16 protein-coding genes and 1 riboswitch are annotated in these 16,546 nt (G+C 69.4%); of the genes, 6 read left to right on the top strand and 10 right to left on the bottom strand.

What is annotated here, in order from left to right; translation table 11 throughout:
• Positions 1 to 34: 34 nt before the first annotated feature.
• Genes H286_RS0100615 through H286_RS0100625 form a run of 3 tightly spaced genes read left to right on the top strand, consistent with a single transcriptional unit; the run spans position 35 to position 2,672 of the window.
• Positions 35 to 976, top strand: a complete 942-nt coding sequence (locus H286_RS0100615) for an ABC transporter ATP-binding protein (protein ID WP_028497334.1) — start codon at positions 35 to 37, stop codon at positions 974 to 976.
• A complete protein-coding gene (locus tag H286_RS0100620) occupies positions 973 to 1,854 on the top strand; it encodes an ABC transporter permease (RefSeq protein WP_020096706.1) in 882 nt (293 codons plus the stop codon). The genes H286_RS0100615 and H286_RS0100620 overlap by 4 nt, the downstream gene beginning before the upstream one ends.
• A complete protein-coding gene (locus tag H286_RS0100625) occupies positions 1,851 to 2,672 on the top strand; it encodes an ABC transporter permease (protein WP_020096707.1) in 822 nt (273 codons plus the stop codon). Before H286_RS0100620 ends, H286_RS0100625 begins: the two co-directional genes overlap by 4 nt.
• A gap of 3 nt (positions 2,673 to 2,675) precedes the next feature.
• On the opposite strand, the gene H286_RS0100630 is transcribed toward H286_RS0100625, so the two are convergent.
• From H286_RS0100630 to H286_RS0100665, 8 genes are all read right to left on the bottom strand, one after another.
• Positions 2,676 to 3,668 carry an NADP-dependent oxidoreductase gene (locus H286_RS0100630; protein ID WP_020096708.1) on the bottom strand — a complete coding sequence of 331 codons (993 nt, stop codon included), beginning with the start codon at positions 3,666 to 3,668 and terminating at the stop codon, positions 2,676 to 2,678.
• Between the two features lie 130 nt (positions 3,669 to 3,798).
• Positions 3,799 to 5,247, bottom strand: coding sequence for an MFS transporter (locus H286_RS0100635; protein WP_020096709.1), 1,449 nt, complete (start codon positions 5,245 to 5,247; stop codon positions 3,799 to 3,801).
• Between the two features lie 168 nt (positions 5,248 to 5,415).
• Positions 5,416 to 5,766 (bottom strand): hypothetical protein, encoded by a 351-nt coding sequence (locus H286_RS0100640; protein WP_020096710.1) that lies wholly within the window; start codon positions 5,764 to 5,766, stop codon positions 5,416 to 5,418.
• A gap of 51 nt (positions 5,767 to 5,817) precedes the next feature.
• Positions 5,818 to 6,291: a 6,7-dimethyl-8-ribityllumazine synthase gene (gene ribH, locus H286_RS0100645; RefSeq protein ID WP_018188801.1), complete on the bottom strand. Its 474-nt coding sequence runs from the start codon at positions 6,289 to 6,291 to the stop codon at positions 5,818 to 5,820.
• On the bottom strand, positions 6,288 to 7,568 hold the full coding sequence (locus H286_RS0100650; RefSeq protein ID WP_018188800.1) for a bifunctional 3,4-dihydroxy-2-butanone-4-phosphate synthase/GTP cyclohydrolase II: 1,281 nt from the start codon (positions 7,566 to 7,568) through the stop codon (positions 6,288 to 6,290). The genes ribH and H286_RS0100650 overlap by 4 nt, the downstream gene beginning before the upstream one ends.
• Positions 7,565 to 8,212 (bottom strand): riboflavin synthase, encoded by a 648-nt coding sequence (locus H286_RS0100655; protein ID WP_018188799.1) that lies wholly within the window; start codon positions 8,210 to 8,212, stop codon positions 7,565 to 7,567. The genes H286_RS0100650 and H286_RS0100655 overlap by 4 nt, the downstream gene beginning before the upstream one ends.
• Positions 8,212 to 9,231, bottom strand: a complete 1,020-nt coding sequence (ribD, locus tag H286_RS0100660) for a bifunctional diaminohydroxyphosphoribosylaminopyrimidine deaminase/5-amino-6-(5-phosphoribosylamino)uracil reductase RibD (protein WP_020096711.1) — start codon at positions 9,229 to 9,231, stop codon at positions 8,212 to 8,214. The genes H286_RS0100655 and ribD overlap by 1 nt, the downstream gene beginning before the upstream one ends.
• Before the next feature lie 65 nt (positions 9,232 to 9,296).
• Positions 9,297 to 9,437, bottom strand: a riboswitch (FMN riboswitch).
• A gap of 69 nt (positions 9,438 to 9,506) precedes the next feature.
• Positions 9,507 to 10,466 (bottom strand): sugar-binding transcriptional regulator, encoded by a 960-nt coding sequence (locus H286_RS0100665; protein ID WP_018188797.1) that lies wholly within the window; start codon positions 10,464 to 10,466, stop codon positions 9,507 to 9,509.
• A gap of 132 nt (positions 10,467 to 10,598) precedes the next feature.
• Between H286_RS0100665 and H286_RS0100670 the strand changes: the two genes are divergently transcribed.
• Together H286_RS0100670 and glpK are read left to right on the top strand one after the other, a co-directional pair.
• Positions 10,599 to 12,296 carry a glycerol-3-phosphate dehydrogenase/oxidase gene (locus H286_RS0100670; protein ID WP_020096712.1) on the top strand — a complete coding sequence of 566 codons (1,698 nt, stop codon included), beginning with the start codon at positions 10,599 to 10,601 and terminating at the stop codon, positions 12,294 to 12,296.
• 52 nt (positions 12,297 to 12,348) lie between these two features.
• On the top strand, positions 12,349 to 13,881 hold the full coding sequence (gene glpK, locus H286_RS0100675) for a glycerol kinase GlpK (RefSeq protein ID WP_028497335.1): 1,533 nt from the start codon (positions 12,349 to 12,351) through the stop codon (positions 13,879 to 13,881).
• A 1-nt stretch (position 13,882) separates the two neighbouring features.
• Here the strand turns inward: glpK and H286_RS0100680 are convergent, their stop codons facing one another.
• Together H286_RS0100680 and H286_RS0100685 are read right to left on the bottom strand one after the other, a co-directional pair.
• Positions 13,883 to 14,746: an Fpg/Nei family DNA glycosylase gene (locus tag H286_RS0100680; protein WP_018188794.1), complete on the bottom strand. Its 864-nt coding sequence runs from the start codon at positions 14,744 to 14,746 to the stop codon at positions 13,883 to 13,885.
• A 59-nt stretch (positions 14,747 to 14,805) separates the two neighbouring features.
• Complete coding sequence (locus H286_RS0100685) at positions 14,806 to 15,363, bottom strand: GNAT family N-acetyltransferase (RefSeq protein ID WP_020096714.1); 558 nt, start codon at positions 15,361 to 15,363, stop codon at positions 14,806 to 14,808.
• Between the two features lie 788 nt (positions 15,364 to 16,151).
• Here H286_RS0100685 and H286_RS15240 point away from each other — a divergent pair.
• On the top strand, positions 16,152 to 16,430 hold the full coding sequence (locus tag H286_RS15240) for an endonuclease domain-containing protein (RefSeq protein ID WP_231370900.1): 279 nt from the start codon (positions 16,152 to 16,154) through the stop codon (positions 16,428 to 16,430).
• The last annotated feature ends 116 nt before the right edge of the window (positions 16,431 to 16,546 follow it).

A 16,546-nucleotide genomic window follows, 5' to 3' on the forward strand; every position in this document is an offset into this window, starting at 1 on the left:
TGACGATGTCCCCGCCCGTCGATAGTGTGGTCCGGTGCCAGAACCCGTGATCCGCGCCGAGAAGCTCGTGAAGGCCTATAAAAGCAAGGGCAAGCCCGACTTCGTGGCCGTCGACGGACTGTCGTTCGAGGTCGCACCGGGGGAGTCCTTCGGCCTGCTCGGCCCGAACGGAGCCGGCAAATCGACGACGATGAAGATGATCGGCGCCGTGTCGACCCGGACGAGCGGCAACCTCTCGATCCTGGGGCTGGACCCCGACCGGCACGGCCCCGAGATCCGCTCGCGCCTGGGTGTCGTCCCGCAGCAGGACAATCTCGACGGCGAGCTCAACGCGCGCGAGAACCTCTACATCTACGGCCGGTACTTCGGCCTTCCGGGCAAGGTGTGCGCCGAGAAGGCCGACGAGCTGCTGGCTTTCGCCCAGCTCGAGGACAAGGCGAAGAACAAGGTCGACCAGCTCTCCGGCGGCATGAAGCGCCGTCTGACGATCGCGCGCGGGCTCATCAACGACCCGCGCATCCTGCTCCTGGACGAGCCCACGACGGGCCTCGATCCGCAGGCGCGTCACGTGCTGTGGGACCGCCTGTTCCGCTTGAAGGAGCGCGGCACGACGCTCGTCCTCACGACCCACTACATGGACGAGGCCGAACAGCTCTGCGACAGGCTCGTCGTCGTCGACAAGGGGCGCATCATGGCTGAGGGGAGCCCGGCCTCCCTCATCCGCGAGTACTCCAGCCGCGAGGTGCTCGAGGTGCGCTTCGGTTCCGACCGCAACGAGCAGGCCGCCGCCCAGCTGCAGGGCGTCGGCGACCGCGTCGAGGTGCTGCCGGATCGCATCCTCGTCTACGCGCACGATGGCGAGGCCGCGCTCGAACGGGTCGCGGCGTCGGGGCTGCAGCCGATGACGAGCCTCGTCCGTCGGTCCAGCCTGGAGGACGTGTTCCTCCGCCTCACGGGACGGTCGCTCATCGAATGAGCGAGACGACACAGGCAGCGCAGCCGACGCTCGACGAGCTGCGGGCAGAGGCGATGGAGTGGGGGCGCAAGCCCCGTCGATTCGGCAGCTGGTACGTCACGGAGCACATGGTCCGGGCGATGCGCGCCTACGGCTGGACCATCGTGGTCGGAGCGCTCGGGCAGCCGGTTCTGTATCTGCTCGGCTTGGCCGCCGGCCTCGCCGCGCTCATCCGGACGCCGATCGACGACCGCGGCGTGCAGGTCGACTACCTCGTCTTCGTCGCACCCGCGCTCCTCGTCACGGCGGCGATCTCCGTCGCCTCCGAGGAGATGACGTACCCCGTCATGGCCGGGTTCAAGTGGCGACGGTACTTCTTCGGGTTCAACGCGTCCGCCCTGTCGAGCCCGCAGATCGCCAACGGCGTCATCATCGGCGCGGCCGCCCGCATGACGTTCGCGGTCGCGGCGTACTACCTCTTCATCTGGCTCCTCGGTGCCCTCGGCATCGGGTGGACGACGGTGCCGAACCCCGAGACCGGGTGGATCGCGATCCCGGCGGGCATCCTCGCGGGCCTCGCGTTCGGCATCCCGCTCATGGCGTACGCCGGCTCGATCGAAGACGACAGGGGGCAGTTCGCGCTCGTCCAGCGCTTCATCTTCATGCCGATGTTCCTGTTCTCGGGCACGTTCTACCCTCTCGAGACCCTGCCCGTCTGGCTCCAATGGATCGGGTGGGTCTCGCCGCTGTGGCACGGCGCCGAGCTGGGGCGCCTCGCGACCTACGGCGCCGCAGTGCCGCCGTTCATGATCGTCGTCCACTTCGCTTATCTCGTCGTGCTCGCTGGAGTGGGGTACCTGTGGGGCCGGAAAGTCTTCATCGAAAGGCTCGCCAAGTGAGCGCCGTCGCCGTCGACACCGCCGCCCGCCGCGGGGGAGTGCGTGCCCTTTGGGCGGGCAACCCCGGCGCCGTCGTGCAGCGCGGATTCCTCGCCGCCCGATCCTCGAGCTGGGCCGTCGTCCTGTCCGGTTTCTTCGAGCCGGTCTTCTACCTCGCGTCGATGGGTCTCGGGCTCGGCAAGCTCATCGGCGACGTCCAGACCTCGCAGGGGATCGACGTCAGCTACGCCGCGTTCATCGCGCCCGCCCTCCTGGCCGTGTCCGCGATGAACGGCGCGATCTACGACTCCACCTGGAATGTCTTCTTCAAGCTGAACTACGGCAAGCTCTACGAGGGGATGCTGGCCACGTCCCTCGGGCCCCTCGATGTCGCCCTCGGCGAGATCCTCTACGCGCTCCTGCGCGGCCTGCTCTACGCGACCGGTTTCATGATCGTCATGCAGGTGCTCGGGCTGAACCTCGCCTGGACCGCGATCCTCGCGATTCCGGCGGTGCTCCTGATCGCGTTCGGCTTCGCGAGCTTGGGAATGGCGATCACGAGCTACATGAAGACGTTCCAGCACATGGACTGGATCAACTTCGTGCTGCTGCCCATGTTCCTCTTCTCGGCGACGTTCTACCCGATCACCGTCTACCCCGAGTGGGTGCAGTCGATCGTCATGGCACTGCCCCTCTGGCACGGCGTGGAACTCCTCCGCGGGCTGACCCTCGGCATCCTGTCGGTCGACATGCTCTGGCACGTCCTCTACTACGTCGTGATGATCGCGATCGGCCTCGTCTTCACGACGAAGCGCCTGCGCGCACTGTTCCTCGACTGAGGATCAGCGGCCGGACTCCATGACCTCGCGCGCCTTGCGGATGCGACGCGGATTCACGGGATGCGTCGCGAGGACGACCTTGCCTCGGGAGTGCAGCTTCAGCAGGTCGTCGTACGCCTCGGCGACGTCGGCCAGCGGATAGAAGCCCGAGACGAGCACGTTCACGGCGCGCTTCTCGGCGAGATCCACGACTTTCCGAAGCTGATCCGTCCCGTGCGCGACCGCATCGGGCTCGTCCGAGAGCAGGGCGACCTCGCGGTCACGCCGGTCGGCGCTCGAGCGGAACTTGCCTGCCGGGACGCCCAGCGCCTCGGCGATGTCCTGTCCGTCTTGGCCGAAGTTGTCGATGTAGGCGCTGACTCCGTCGGGGGCGAGCGCACGGATGCGGTCGACGATCCCATCGCCGTACTGCACCGGCTTCACGCCGAGCTGTCGCAGATAGTCGAAATTGCGGGCGCCGCACGTTCCGATCACGCGGGCGCCGCGATGCATCGCGATCTGAGCCTCGACGCTTCCGACACCGCCCGCGGCAGCCGAGATGACGACGGTGTCCCCGGCACCGACCTTGAGTTCGTCGAGGATGTCGAGGGCCGTCGTCCCGGCCAGGTACAGCCCGCCCGCCGTCTCGAAGGTCACGTTCTTGGGCTTGCGGACCAGGCGGTCGACCGAGATCGTGAGGTGGCTGGCCTGGGCGCCCGAGCGGAGGTGGCCGACGACGTCACTGCCCACGGGGAAGCCGGACGTCTCGGGCCCGACCGCGATGACGGTGCCTGCGAAGCAACTGCCCGAACGGCGCGGGAACTCGTCGTCCCATTCCTTCTCGGCGCCCGAGCGGACGAAACCGTCGATGTGATTGAGGCCCATCGTCATGACCTCGACGGTCACCTCGCCCTGGCGGGGCTCGGCGAGGGGGCGGTCGACGAGATGCAGCACCTCCGGCCCGCCGGTCTGGTCGTACTCGACGACCGATGCCTGGGTGACCTTCTTGATAGCCATGGTCCACTCCCTCGTGTGCCTGTGAGGCCGACGATAGACCCGCCTCGTGCCCGAGGGGAACTCTTGACAGAACGGATGCCGCGGCCCTCCCGATGGGGTGGGCCGCGGCATCCGTCGGTTCAGCGTGAGGTCAGCGGGTGACGGCCTCGGCGTGTCCGATGTTGGTCTCGTACTCGACGTCCTTCGTCTCCTTCGACAGCCACAGGGCGATGAAGGTGAGGACCGCGGAGCCCGACAGGTAGACGCCGACGAGCCAGGGCGATCCGCCCGCGGCCGCCCACAGTGCGGTCGCGACGATCGGCGCGAGCGCGGCCCCGAGGATCGACGACACGTTGTACGAGATCGCCGATCCCGTGTAGCGGACGTTCGTCGGGAAGAGCTCGGGCAACAGGGCCCCCATCGGGCCGAACGTCGCGCCCATGAGCATGAACCCGAGGATGAGGAACGCCTGCACGAGTGCACCGCTGAACTTCGGGTCGAGCTGGGGCAGCAGGAACACGTTGAACAGCAGGCCGAAGACGCCGATGAGTCCCGTGATCCACAGCAGCAGGCGACGACGTCCGATCGAGTCGGCGACGGGGCCGGACAGCAGTGTGAAGACGCCGAAGAAGATGACGCCGACGATCTGCATGATGACGAAGTCCGTGTACCCGAACCCGAGGCCGGGCACATAGGTGGCCGCGTCGAAGGGCGTCCCGGCGGCCTGGGCGGCCGCGGCGGCACCGTCGGTGGTGGCCTTGGTGCCGTACGCCAGGGTGAAGCTGGTCATCAGGTAGAAGAGCACGTAGGTCGCCAGCATGATGAACGTGCCGAGGATGAGCTGCTTCCAGTGGCGTCGGACGACTTCACCCAGCGGGAACTTGCGGATCGCCCCGGTCTTCTCGGCCTTCGCGAACGTCGCCGATTCGACGAGCTTCAGGCGCACGTAGAGACCGACGATGACCATGACCGCCGAGAACAGGAACGGCACGCGCCAGCCCCAGGCGAGGAACTCCTCGCTGCGCTGCGCGGGTCCGTCCGGGTGGGGGAGGAGGAAGTAGATCACCAGGAAGACGGTGTTGGCGATGATGAAGCCGATCGGCGCACCGAGCTGCGGGAACGTGCCGTACCAGGCTCGCTTTCCCTTCGGAGCGTTCTCGGTCGCGACGAGCGCAGCGCCCGACCACTCGCCGCCGAGGGCGAAGCCCTGCGCGAGGCGGAGGATCAGGAGCAGGATCGGGGCGACGATGCCGACCTGGCCGTAGGTCGGCAGGAAGCCGATGAGGAACGTCGCGACGCCCATCGTCAGGAGCGATCCGACGAGCGTGGCCTTGCGACCGAACTTGTCACCGAAGTGGCCGAAGATGACGGCGCCGACGGGGCGCGCGACCATGGCCGCGCCGAAGATGCTGAACGACAGCAGCAGGTTCACGGTGTCGTTGCCGGCCGGGAAGAAGAGGATGGGGAAGACGAGGACGGCGGCGGTCGCGTAGACGTAGAAGTCGTAGAACTCGATCGTCGTGCCGATCAGGCTCGCCGTGATGACGCGGGAGCGCGGATTGGCGGGTGCGGCGGATGCCGCGGGTGCTGCGGATGACATGCGGGGGACCTTCGGAACGAAGCGGTGGGTCCTCATGGGACGTGTCGGCGGCGGATGCGCTCGCAGGGGTGACGCGAGGGCATCACAGCACTGGGATCACCGATGCGTCGACGGAGTGGTCGACGCAAACCTCCACCCTACTCCCGCGCGTCGCGCGAGAAGTCCCGGTCAGCGCCAGATGACGGCGAGGCCGGCGTTGACGAGCGTCAGGATGCCGATGGGCCAGAAGATCGCGGCGGGGACGGAGCCCGACTTCCGCAGACGTCCCGCGCCCGCGCCGAGGAGCCCGCCGATGATCACCAGGATGACGAGCTTGATGCCGATCTTGGCGTAGTTGAGGTCGTGGTCGAGTCCCCACGGCGCCGACAGTGCGAGGCCGGCCACGAGGGCGATGCCGAGTCCCCAGTGCATGATGCGGGTCACGCGGCGCTGACCGACGAGTTCGACCACCCACGCACCGAAGAGCGTCGCGAATCCGACGAGGTGGACGAGAACGACGATGCTGCGCAGGGTCTCCATTCCCTCAGGCTACCTGAAGGTGGAGATCCCGCGCAGCATCGGGTCGAGCGCTCAGACGCGGAGGTCGCGGAGGACGAGCGCGGTGCGGATCGCGGCATCCGCTGCTTCCGCACCCTTGTCCTCCTTCGAGCCCTCCAGGCCCGCCCGGTCGAGTCCCTGCTGCTCGTCGTCCAGCGTCAGGACGCCGAAGCCGACGGGCTTGCCGGTGTCGAGCGCGACGCGGGTGAGGCCGTCGGTCGCGGCGGAGGACACGAAGTCGAAGTGGGGAGTGCCGCCCCGGATGATGACACCGAGGGCGACGGCCGCGTCGGCGCCCGCGTCGAGCGCCGCCTTGGCGGCGACCGGCAGCTCGAACGATCCCGGCACGCGGACGAGTCGCCACGAGGCCCCCGACGCGTCGAGGATGCGCTTCGCGCCCGCGATCAACCCGTCGGTGATCACGTCGTGCCACTGGCCGGCGACGACGACGACGGACAGGTCGCTCGCGTCGACGATCTCGGTCTGGGGTGCTCCGTGACCGCTCATGCTTTGTGCTCCTCGCTGTGCGCGAGTGCTTCGCGCAGTTCGTCGGCGTCGATGATGTGACCCATGCGGTCGGCCTTCGTCGCCAGGTACTGGTGGTTGTTCGCGCCGACCCCGACGAGCAGCGGCACCTGGTCGACGATCGTCAGGCCGAGTGCGCGCAGCTGCGAGACCTTGTCGGTGTTGTTGGTCAGCAGGCGGATCTGCTTGACGCCGAGGTCGGTGAGGATGCCGGCGGCCGCCGCGTAGTCGCGAGCGTCGGCCGGCAGGCCGAGTGCGAGGTTCGCGTCGACCGTGTCGAGGCCGCGCTCCTGCAGGCTGTAGGCCCGCAGCTTGTTGATGAGTCCGATGCCGCGACCCTCGTGGCCGCGCATGTAGATGACGACGCCGCCGTCCTGCTCGATGGCGTCCAGGGCGGCCTCGAGCTGCGGACCGCACTCGCACTTCAGCGAGCCGAAGGCCTCACCGGTCAGGCACTCCGAGTGGACCCGCACGAGCGGTGCTTCCTCGGTGAGCTCGCCGGAGACGACGGCGATGTGGTCGGTGCCGGTGATGCGGTCCTTGTACGCGAGGAAGCGGAACTCCCCGTGCGAGGTCGGGACCTTCGCCTCCGCGCGCAGGCTCACGCGACGCTTGCCGATGTGGTCGGTGTGTGCGGCGGCGCTGTCGCCGTCGGCTGCGCTCACGTGCGCGATGAGCTGTTCGATCGTGATGACGGGGATGCCTTCGCGTTCGCCCATCTCCAGCAGGCCCGGCATCCGCATCATGCTGCCGTCGTCGGCGACCACTTCGCCGATGACGGCGACGGGCTGGAGGCCGGCGAGCTGCATGAGCTCGACCGCGGCTTCGGTGTGCCCGGCGCGCTCGCGCACGCCGCCGTCGACGGCGCGGAGCGGGAGCACGTGGCCGGGGCGGATGAGGGAGGCGGGGACCGACGTCGGGTCCGCGAGGACGTTGGCCGTCCGGGCGCGGTCCGACGCGCTGATGCCGGTCGTGACGCCGTCGGCGGCGTCGACGCTCACGGTGTACGCGGTGCTGCGGGCGTCCTGGTTGACCTCGACCATCGGCGGCAGGTCGAGCCGGTCGGCCCAGTCCGCCGGCATCGGCGCGCAGAGGAAGCCGCTGGACCACCGGATGGTCCAGGCGAGCCACTCCGGCGAGGCCAGCTCGGCGGAGATGATGATGTCGCCCTCGTTCTCGCGGCTCTCGTCGTCGGCGACCAGGATCGGTCGGCCTTCTTTGAGGGCTGCCAGGGCGTCGGGGATGGACGAAAGGCTCATCGGGAGCCTCCTTCTTCTGTGGACGGGATGCCGTCGGGTGAGGCGAATCGGAGCAGACGCTGCACGTGCCGCGCCAGGATGTCGGTTTCGAGGTTGACCCGGTCGCCGGGCGTCAGCGCGCCGAGAGTGGTCACCTCGAGGGTTTCGGGGATGAGGGAGATCTCGAACCACTGCGACGACGCGTCGGCGTCCGACACGTCCGAGACGGTGAGCGAGACGCCCTGCACGGTGATCGATCCCTTGTCGACGACGAGGGGGGCGAGGTCTGCGGGCAGCGAGACGCGGATGACGCGCCACTGCTCGCCGGGGCGCACCTCGAGCACCTCGCCGGTGCCGTCGACGTGCCCCTGCACGATGTGACCGCCGAGCCGGGTGTGCGCGGCCAGGGCGCGCTCGACGTTGACGGGGGAGCCGACGGCGAGCGTGCCGAGCGTCGACATGTCGAGCGTCTGCTTCATGACGTCGGCGGTGAACCCCTCCGGCGTCTGGTCGGTGACCGTGAGGCAGACCCCGCTGATGGAGATCGAGTCGCCGCGCTGCGCGTCCGAGACCGCGAGCGGTGCGCGGACCGCGAGGCGCACGCCGTCGCCGGACGGATCGATGGCGGTGATGACGCCCTGCTCTTCGATGATGCCCGTGAACATCAGCCCTCCTTGGGGGTCAAGGTGACGAGGATGTCGTCACCGAGTCTGTCGAGACCGAGGATCTCGAGTCGGCGCTGCTCTGCGATCGTCGTGACTCCGATGTCGCCGACCGCGACGCGGTCTCCGCCGATCAGGGTCGGCGCGACGTACACGAGGAGCTCGTCGACCAGTCCCTGGCGCAGGAACGACGCCGCGAGCGTCGGGCCGCCCTCGAGGAACACGCGGTGAGCGCCGAGTTCGCGGAGCCTGTCGAGCAGGTCGCGGAGATCCTCGCCCTCGTCCTGCATGAACGGCCGCGGGTGGCGCCGGAGTGCGGCCTCCTGGGGCACCGCGCGGATTCCGACGACGACCGGCCGCGGCTGGTCCTCGTAGAGCGATCCGTCCGCGGTGCGTGCCGTGAGCGCGGGGTCGTCGGCGAGGACGGTGCCGGTGCCGACGACGATCGCGTCCGCCCGTGAGCGGCGGCGGTGCACGTCCGCGCGTGCGTCCGGTCCCGTGATCCACTGGCTGGTGCCGTCGGATGCCGCGGCCCGACCGTCGAGCGACTGCGCCCACTTGACGGTGACATGCGGTCGCCCCAGGCGCTGCACGGTCAGCCACGACGAGATGAGGTCTTCGCCCTCCTCGCGGAGCACGCCCCCCTCGACGTCGACACCGGCGGCGCGCAAGCGCTCTGCGCCTCCGGACGAGACGGCACCCGGGTCCTCGGCCGAGTAGACGACGCGTGCGACCCCGGCCTCGATGAGGGCGACGGCGCACGGGCCGGTGCGGCCGGTGTGGTTGCAGGGCTCGAGGGTCACGACGGCGGTGGCGCCGCGCGCGGCATCCGGCCCCAGTTTCGACAGCGCGTCGATCTCGGCATGGGGGGTGCCGGCGCCGTGGTGCCAGCCCTCGGCGAGCACGGCGCCCTCGGGCGAGAGGATGACGGCCCCGACCTGCGGGTTCAGGCCGCGAGGCCCGTTCGTCGCGAGCGCGAACGCGTGACGGAGCGCGCTGCGCTCCGCGTCGGTGACACTCATCCGGATCCTCACGATGGGGTTCTCCGGGGCGCGGGCGCGACAGGTGGGTACGGCGTCGCCGCATCCACCGTGCTGCCTCCCATCCGGACTAGCGACTCTCGTCGCATCACCGTCGGTTCCGGATTTCCACCGGATCAGCAGGACCTGGGTCCCGCTCGCGGACTGTCACCGCCGGTTCGGATTCCCACCGACCCCGGAGCACGTTTCTTGCTCTTGCAGTGTAATCAACCGCTCTTCGCCGGTTTCATTCCCGCGTCATCTCTTGACTTCCGGGGTCATTCGGTCAGGGCGCGGGCGGTCGCCTCATCGACGACCAGCTCGGTGACGAGGCGGGCGGCGAGCGCCCCGCGCAGACTGTCGCGTTTGTCGACGCCCGAGACGATGCAGACGCGACTCGGCACGCGGCGGAGCACGTCGAACCGCGGGCCCGTCGCGCGGTCGTTGAGCTCGATCCCGCGCGTGGAGCCGTCGAGCCGGTAGAACACCGTCGCGACGTCGCCCACCACCCCCTCGCCGTCGAGCGCGGCGAGCTCTTCGGGTTCGAGATAGCCGCCGGAGTAGACGTGGCTGGGGACGCGCGAGTCGGCGGCGCCGACGCTGAAGACGACGAGGTCCATCGCCGCCTGGATGGCGAGGATGCGGGTGGTGCTGCGTTCCCGCCACATCGCGTGCTTCGTGCGCGGGTCGTCGAAGAACGCCGGCACCGGGAACTGCTGCGCGTTTCCGCCGTAGGCCTCGGCGAAGCGGCTGAGGATGTCGCTGGCGTACAGCAGGCCCGTCGTCCGCGTGTTCCCCGAGCCGTTCAGCTGCACGAACGTCGTGCCGTGCACGGACTTCGGGACGAGGCGCCGGCTGACCGCCGCCGTCGTCGACCCCCAGGCGATCCCCACGGTGGTGTCCGCGACGATGAGGTCGCCGAGCAGGTGGGCGGCAGCCGTCGCGACGCGCTCGAGTCGCTCCACGTCGCTGGCGTCGTCGGGCACCGGAACGACATGCGCGGTGATGCCGTAGCGGTCCGCGAGGTTCTGCTCGAGCAGCTGCGGCGCGGCGAAGGGGGAGCGGATGCGGATGTCCACGATCCCGGTCGCGCGGGCACGCGACAGCAGGCGCGACACGGTCGATCGGGAGGTCCCGAGTTCGCGCGCGATGGCTTCCATCGTGCGGTCCTGGACGTAGTACAGGTGCGCGGCCGTGAGGGCGCGACGGATGTCGTCGGGATCGAGCGTCTCTTCCACGGATGACAGTGTGCACGTATGTGCATGGCGACTGCAATCCCGTCCACGAATGTCATCATTGGTCCCATCAGCCACTGCGGTGGCGGTCTGAGGCGACCGGGTCGACACCCGGCAGAAGTGGGAGTGTGTGACGTGGACGCGGACATCCGATCGACGACAGCGGCGCTGCGGGAGCGGCCCCAGGCGGACGTGCTCATCATCGGCGGCGGCATCAACGGCGTCGCGACCTTCCGCGACCTGGCCCTCCAGGGCATTGACGTCGCCCTGGTCGAGAAGAGCGACTTCCTCTCCGGAGCGTCGGCCGCGTCGAGCCACATGATCCACGGCGGCATCCGCTATCTCGAGAACGGCGAGCTCCGACTCGTCCACGAAGCCGTCACCGAGCGCAACGACCTGCTCACGACGGCGGCTCACTACGTCCGACCGCTCCGCACCACCGTGCCGATCTTCTCGACCTTCTCGGGCCTCCTGTCGGCACCGCTCCGCATGGTGCTGCATCGCAAGACGGCCTCGACCGAACGCGGCGCCCTCCTCATCAAGGTGGGGCTCATCATCTACGACTCGTTCTCGCGCGGCGGCGGCAAGGTCCCCCGCCACACGTTCCACGGTCGCCGCCGGTCGCTCCGCGCCCTGCCCGACCTCAACCCCGACGTCAAGTACACCGCCACGTACTGGGATGCCTCGCTCCGCGACCCCGAGCGCCTCGGCCTCGATCTCGTCCGGGACGGCATCGCCGTCGGCGGCAGCCGGGCCCGCGCCGCGAACTACGTCTCGGCCGCGGGCGTCCAGGATGGCAAGGTCGTGCTCCGCGACGAGGAGAGCGGCGAGGAGTTCCCGTTCGCGGCATCCGTCGTCCTCAACGCGGCGGGGCCGTGGACCGACCTCGCCAACCGCGCGCTCGGCGACGCCACCCGCTACATGGGCGGCACCAAGGGGTCGCACATCGTCCTCGACCACCCCGAGCTCATGCAGGCCACCGGAGGACGCGAGCTGTTCTTCGAGCACTCCGACGGACGCATCGTCCTCATCTACCCCCTCAACGGTCGCGTCCTGGTCGGAACGAGCGACCTCGAGCACGACATGTCCGAGCCGGCTGTCTGCACCGAGGAGGAGGTCGAATACTTCCTCGACCTCATCGGTCACGTCTTCCCGACGATCCCCGTCGACCGCTCGCAGATCGTCCACCGCTACTCGGGTGTCCGTCCCCTCCCCGGGCACGGCGACATGGCCGCGGGCTTCGTCTCGCGCGACTACCGCATCGAAGAGGCGATCCTCCCCGGGTCGGACCGCGTGCCGGTGCTCAGCCTGGTCGGCGGCAAGTGGACCACGTTCCGCGCCGTCGCCGCGCGACTGACCGACGAGCTGATGACCCGGATCGGCCGCGAGCGTGTCCGCTCCACGAAGGGTCTGCCGATCGGCGGCGCCGTCGGGTTCCCCCGCACCGACGCCGACCGCGACGAATGGGTGCACCAGCACCTCTCGGACTTCGGACTCGAGCGCGGTACGCGTCTGCTGCACCGCTACGGCACGCACGCGCTGGCCGTCGCCACCGCGCTCCGCCAGGACGACGACGACGCGCCCCTGTCGACGCTGCCGCGATTCAGCTCGGGAGAGTTCCGTTACATGGCGACCCGCGAGTCGGTCGTGCACCTCGACGACATCTTCCTGCGCCGCACGAACATCGGCTTCCGCGGTGAGGCGACCCGCGAGGTCGTCGAAGAGGTGGCCTACGCCGTCTCGGATGTGATGGGCTGGGATGCCGCGACCCGCCGCTCGGAGATCGACCGGACGCTCGCCGCGGTGCACGCCGCCGATCCCGTCGCTGTCTGACGCCGGCATCCGCGTCGCGATCAGCGACGAGCACTCGAAGAGGAGACGAGACGTGGCCGAACACGTGATCGCCATCGACCAGGGAACCACCTCGACACGCGCGATCGTGTTCGACGGCGAAGGGGCGCTCGTCGCCACCGCGCAGCGGGAGCACGAGCAGATCTTCCCGCGGGCCGGGCGGGTCGAGCACGACCCCGTGGAGATCTGGACGAACACGGAATGGGTGCTCGCCCGCGTCCTCAACCAGGTGGGGCTGGCGCCGTCGGACGTCGCCGCCATCGGCGTGACCAACCAGCGCGAGACCGCGATCGTCTGGGACCGCCGCACCGGCCGGCCGATCCACAATGCGATCGTCTGGCAGGACACCCGGACGCAGCCCGCGATCGACCGGCTGATCGAGACGCACGGCGTCGACGCCTTCGCCGACGTGACGGGGCTGCCGCTCGCGTCGTACTTCTCGGCGTCGAAGATCGCGTGGATCCTCGACAACGTCGACGGGGCGCGCGACGCGGCGCGGAACGGCGACCTGATGTTCGGCACGCCGGACACGTGGATCGTCTGGAACCTCACGGGTGGCAGCGACGGCGGCATCCACATCACGGACGTCACCAACGCGAGCCGCACGCTGCTGATGGATCTCAAGACCCTCGACTGGTCGGACGAGATGCTCGAGATCTGGGACATCCCGCGCGCGATGCTGCCCGAGATCCGCTCCTCCTCGGAGGTCTACGGCGAGGTCGCGCAGCCGCGGGTTGCGCGCGGCATCCGGATCGCCGGCATCCTCGGGGACCAGCAGGCCGCCACCTTCGGGCAGGCCGCCTTCGACGCCGGGCAGTCCAAGAACACGTACGGGACCGGCAACTTCCTGCTCGTCGGGACCGGCACCGAGCTCGTCCGCTCCGAGGCGGGTCTCATCACGACGGTCGCCTACCGCATCGGCGACGAGCCCGCCCACTACGCGCTCGAAGGTTCCATCGCCGTCACCGGCTCGCTCGTGCAGTGGCTGCGCGACAACCTCGGGATCATCTCCGATTCGGGCGAGGTCGAGCGGCTCGCCCGCAGCGTCGAGGACAACGGCGGCGCCTACTTCGTGCCCGCCTTCTCGGGACTGTTCGCCCCGTACTGGCGACCCGACGCGCGCGGCGCCCTCGTCGGCCTCACCCGCTACGTCACCAAGGCCCACATCGCCCGCGCCGCCCTCGAGGCGACAGCGTTCCAGACGCGCGACGTGATCGCCGCCGTCATCTCCGACACCGGCCGCGACCTCGACGAGCTCCGCGTCGACGGCGGCATGACCCGCAACGACACGCTCATGCAGTTCCAGGCCGACATCCTCGGCATCCCCGTCATCCGCCCCAAGGTCGTCGAGACGACGGCTCTCGGCGCCGCCTACGCCGCCGGTCTCGCCGTCGGCGTGTGGTCCGACAAGGACGCGCTCCGCGGGTACTGGCAGGAGGACCGCCGGTTCGAGCCGCAGATGGACCCCGACGAGCGCGACCGCCGATGCCGGCTGTGGGAGAAGGCCGTCTCGAAGTCGATGGGCTGGGTCGACGACGACGCCCGGGTCCTCGCCGGAACCGTCTGACCTACTTCAGGAGCCTCGACAGGCGGCGGTCCGCGAGGATCTTGCCGCCCGTCTGACACGTGGGGCAGTACTCGAGGCTGTTGTCGGCGAAGAACACCGATCGCACCTCATCGCCGCACACCGGGCACGCCTCGCCGCGTCGGCCGTGGACGGCCATCCCGCGGCGCTTGGCGTCCTTGAGGTCGGCCGGAGGTTTGCCGGATGCCGCGGCCACCGCCTCGGCGAGGGTCTGCCGCAACGCGGCGTAGAGTCTGTCGATCTCGGCATCCGTCAGCCCTGCAGCCAATGCGTACGGCGACATCTTCGCGGCGTGGAGGATCTCGTCGGAATAGGCGTTGCCGATCCCCGCGACGATCGACTGGTCCCGCAGGACGCCCTTGATCTGCGTGCGGCGCCCCGCCAGGAGCTCCGCGAGCGTGTCGCGCGTGAACGCGGCGTCGAGGGGATCCGGGCCGAGGCGCGCGATGCCGGGCACGTCGGCGGGGGAGCGGGCGGCGTAGTAGGCCAGGGACTTCTTGGTGCCGGCCTCGGTCAGGTCGAACCCGGAGCCGTCGTCGAAGCCGACTCGTAGGGCGATCGGGGTCTTCCCCGGCCGGATGACCGTGGCGGGCAGCTGGTCGTACCAGCGCAACCAGCCGGCCTTGGCGAGGTGGAAGACGAGGTGGGCACCGGCATCCGTCTGCAGGTCGACGAACTTGCCGTGACGCTCCGCACCGGTGACGGTCGCGCCGGTGATCGCATCGATCGGCGGGTCGTACGTCTTCAGGGCGGCGATGTTCGCGACCGACACCTTCGTGACGGTGAGTCCCGTCGCACGCTCGCGGAGGAAGTCGACCAGTCCCTGCACCTCGGGCATCTCAGGCATGGGGTCATCCTGTCATCCGGCGGCGACGGCGGTCAGGGGGTTGTCACGGGACCGGCTTGTCAGAGCACCGGCCACGTCTGCGGCGAGCGGTCGTCCGTGCCCAGGAGCGCGGCGATCCAGCCGTCGTGACGGCCGCGCGGATCGCTGAGCCCCTGGCGCAGGAGGCCCTCGTACCGGAACCCGAGTTTCTGCGCGACCCGCGCAGATGCGTGGTTGCCGACGACGGCGCGCCATTGGATCCGGGCGAGAGCGAGGGGCTCCGCGAACCCGAAGTCCACGACGGCGGTGGCCGCCTCGGTGAGGTAGCCGTGGCCGCGGGCCGCGGCATCCATCCAGAACCCGATCTCTGCCGAGCCCTGCTTCTCGACGCGGTGGAGGCCGACCATGCCGATCCAGCGGCCCTCGCGGCGGACGCCCCAGGTGAGCTCGCTCTCGTCGTCCCACCATCCGGTCGCCTTGGCGACGAAGTCCTCCGCGTGCCGCCGGTCGTACGGCGACGGAAGCGTCGTCCACCGGGGCACCTCGGGATCCTGCGCCGCCGCCGTGATCGCGTCGACGTCGGCCGCCGTCGGGACGGACAGCTCGAGCCGCTCGGTCCGCAGAGTCACCGGTTCCATGCCCCGACCCTAGCGGCGGCCGCGTGTGCCGTATTCAGTCTCGGCACTCGGACGCGCGAGCACCCCTCGCGCGACTCGGCGGTGCGAGCGCCTCGCGTCGACGCCCGAGACTGAATACTGAACGACGACAACTTCACCGTCGTCTCCAGATTCTGGGCGAAGGCCGCATCGTCCACAGGTGGCGCTGTCGCTGTCGTCAGTCGGGGCGGCAGGCCCACAGTGGCGGGATGTTCGAGGTATGGACGAGAGCTGAGCTCGTGTCGAGCGGTGCGTCAGCGCGACAGATCACTGATGCTGTCCGCGACGGGCGGTTGATCCGAGCGCGCAAGGGGCACTACGTGTCGGGCGACGCACCTCCGGCGCTCGTCACGGCGGCACGAGTCGGTGGGCGACTCGGTTGTATTTCCCTGCTGGCCGCCCTCGGCGTGTTCACCTTTGACGACGCGAAGGTCCATATCCACATGGAACGAGGCGACAGCAGGATGCGGGGATCGACGGGCCCCATCCTCGCGCCTGTCGGTGACCGCGATGGGGTGAGCCTGCACTGGCGGAGATGGCTGGAGGCACCGGGCTCGGGGGCAGTTCACATCTACGACGCGCTTCTCGACGCCGTTCGGTGTCAGGACGCACGACACGCCATCGCCACACTCGACAGCGCCGCGCACATCGGGCTGATCACTCTCGCAGAGATCCGAGACCTGTTCGGAGTGCTACCCCGTCGCTATCGTGCGCTGGCGCCTCTCCTGGACGGACGCGCGGAGTCCGGTCCCGAGACTCTGGTCCGACTGATGGTGAGGAGCCTTGGGCATTCCGTCGAACTCCAGGTCACCCTTGAAGGCGTGGGGCGCGTCGACCTGCTGGTCGACGGGTGGTTGGTGATCGAGTGCGACAGTCGACAGTTCCACTCCTCATGGGATCAGCAGCGGACCGACTACCGCCGCGACCGCGCGCTGGCTGCACTCGGGTACAGCGTTCTTCGCCTCATGGCGGAGGACATCCTCTATCGCCCGGACCTCGTCGTTGCTGCGCTCCGAGGGCTCCTGGACTCGCATCGTTCTGGCCACTGAGCAATCCTGCAGAACCGAATTCAGTCCCGAAGGATGCGACAACGGGACGGCGGAGCGTGGTTCTGCGGGGTGCTCAGGGCCGGATGCGTCCGCAGACTGAATACGGAACGCGTAGC

This window comes from Microbacterium sp. 11MF (assembly GCF_000383475.1).
Classification (GTDB): Bacteria; Actinomycetota; Actinomycetes; order Actinomycetales; family Microbacteriaceae; genus Microbacterium; species Microbacterium aquilitoris.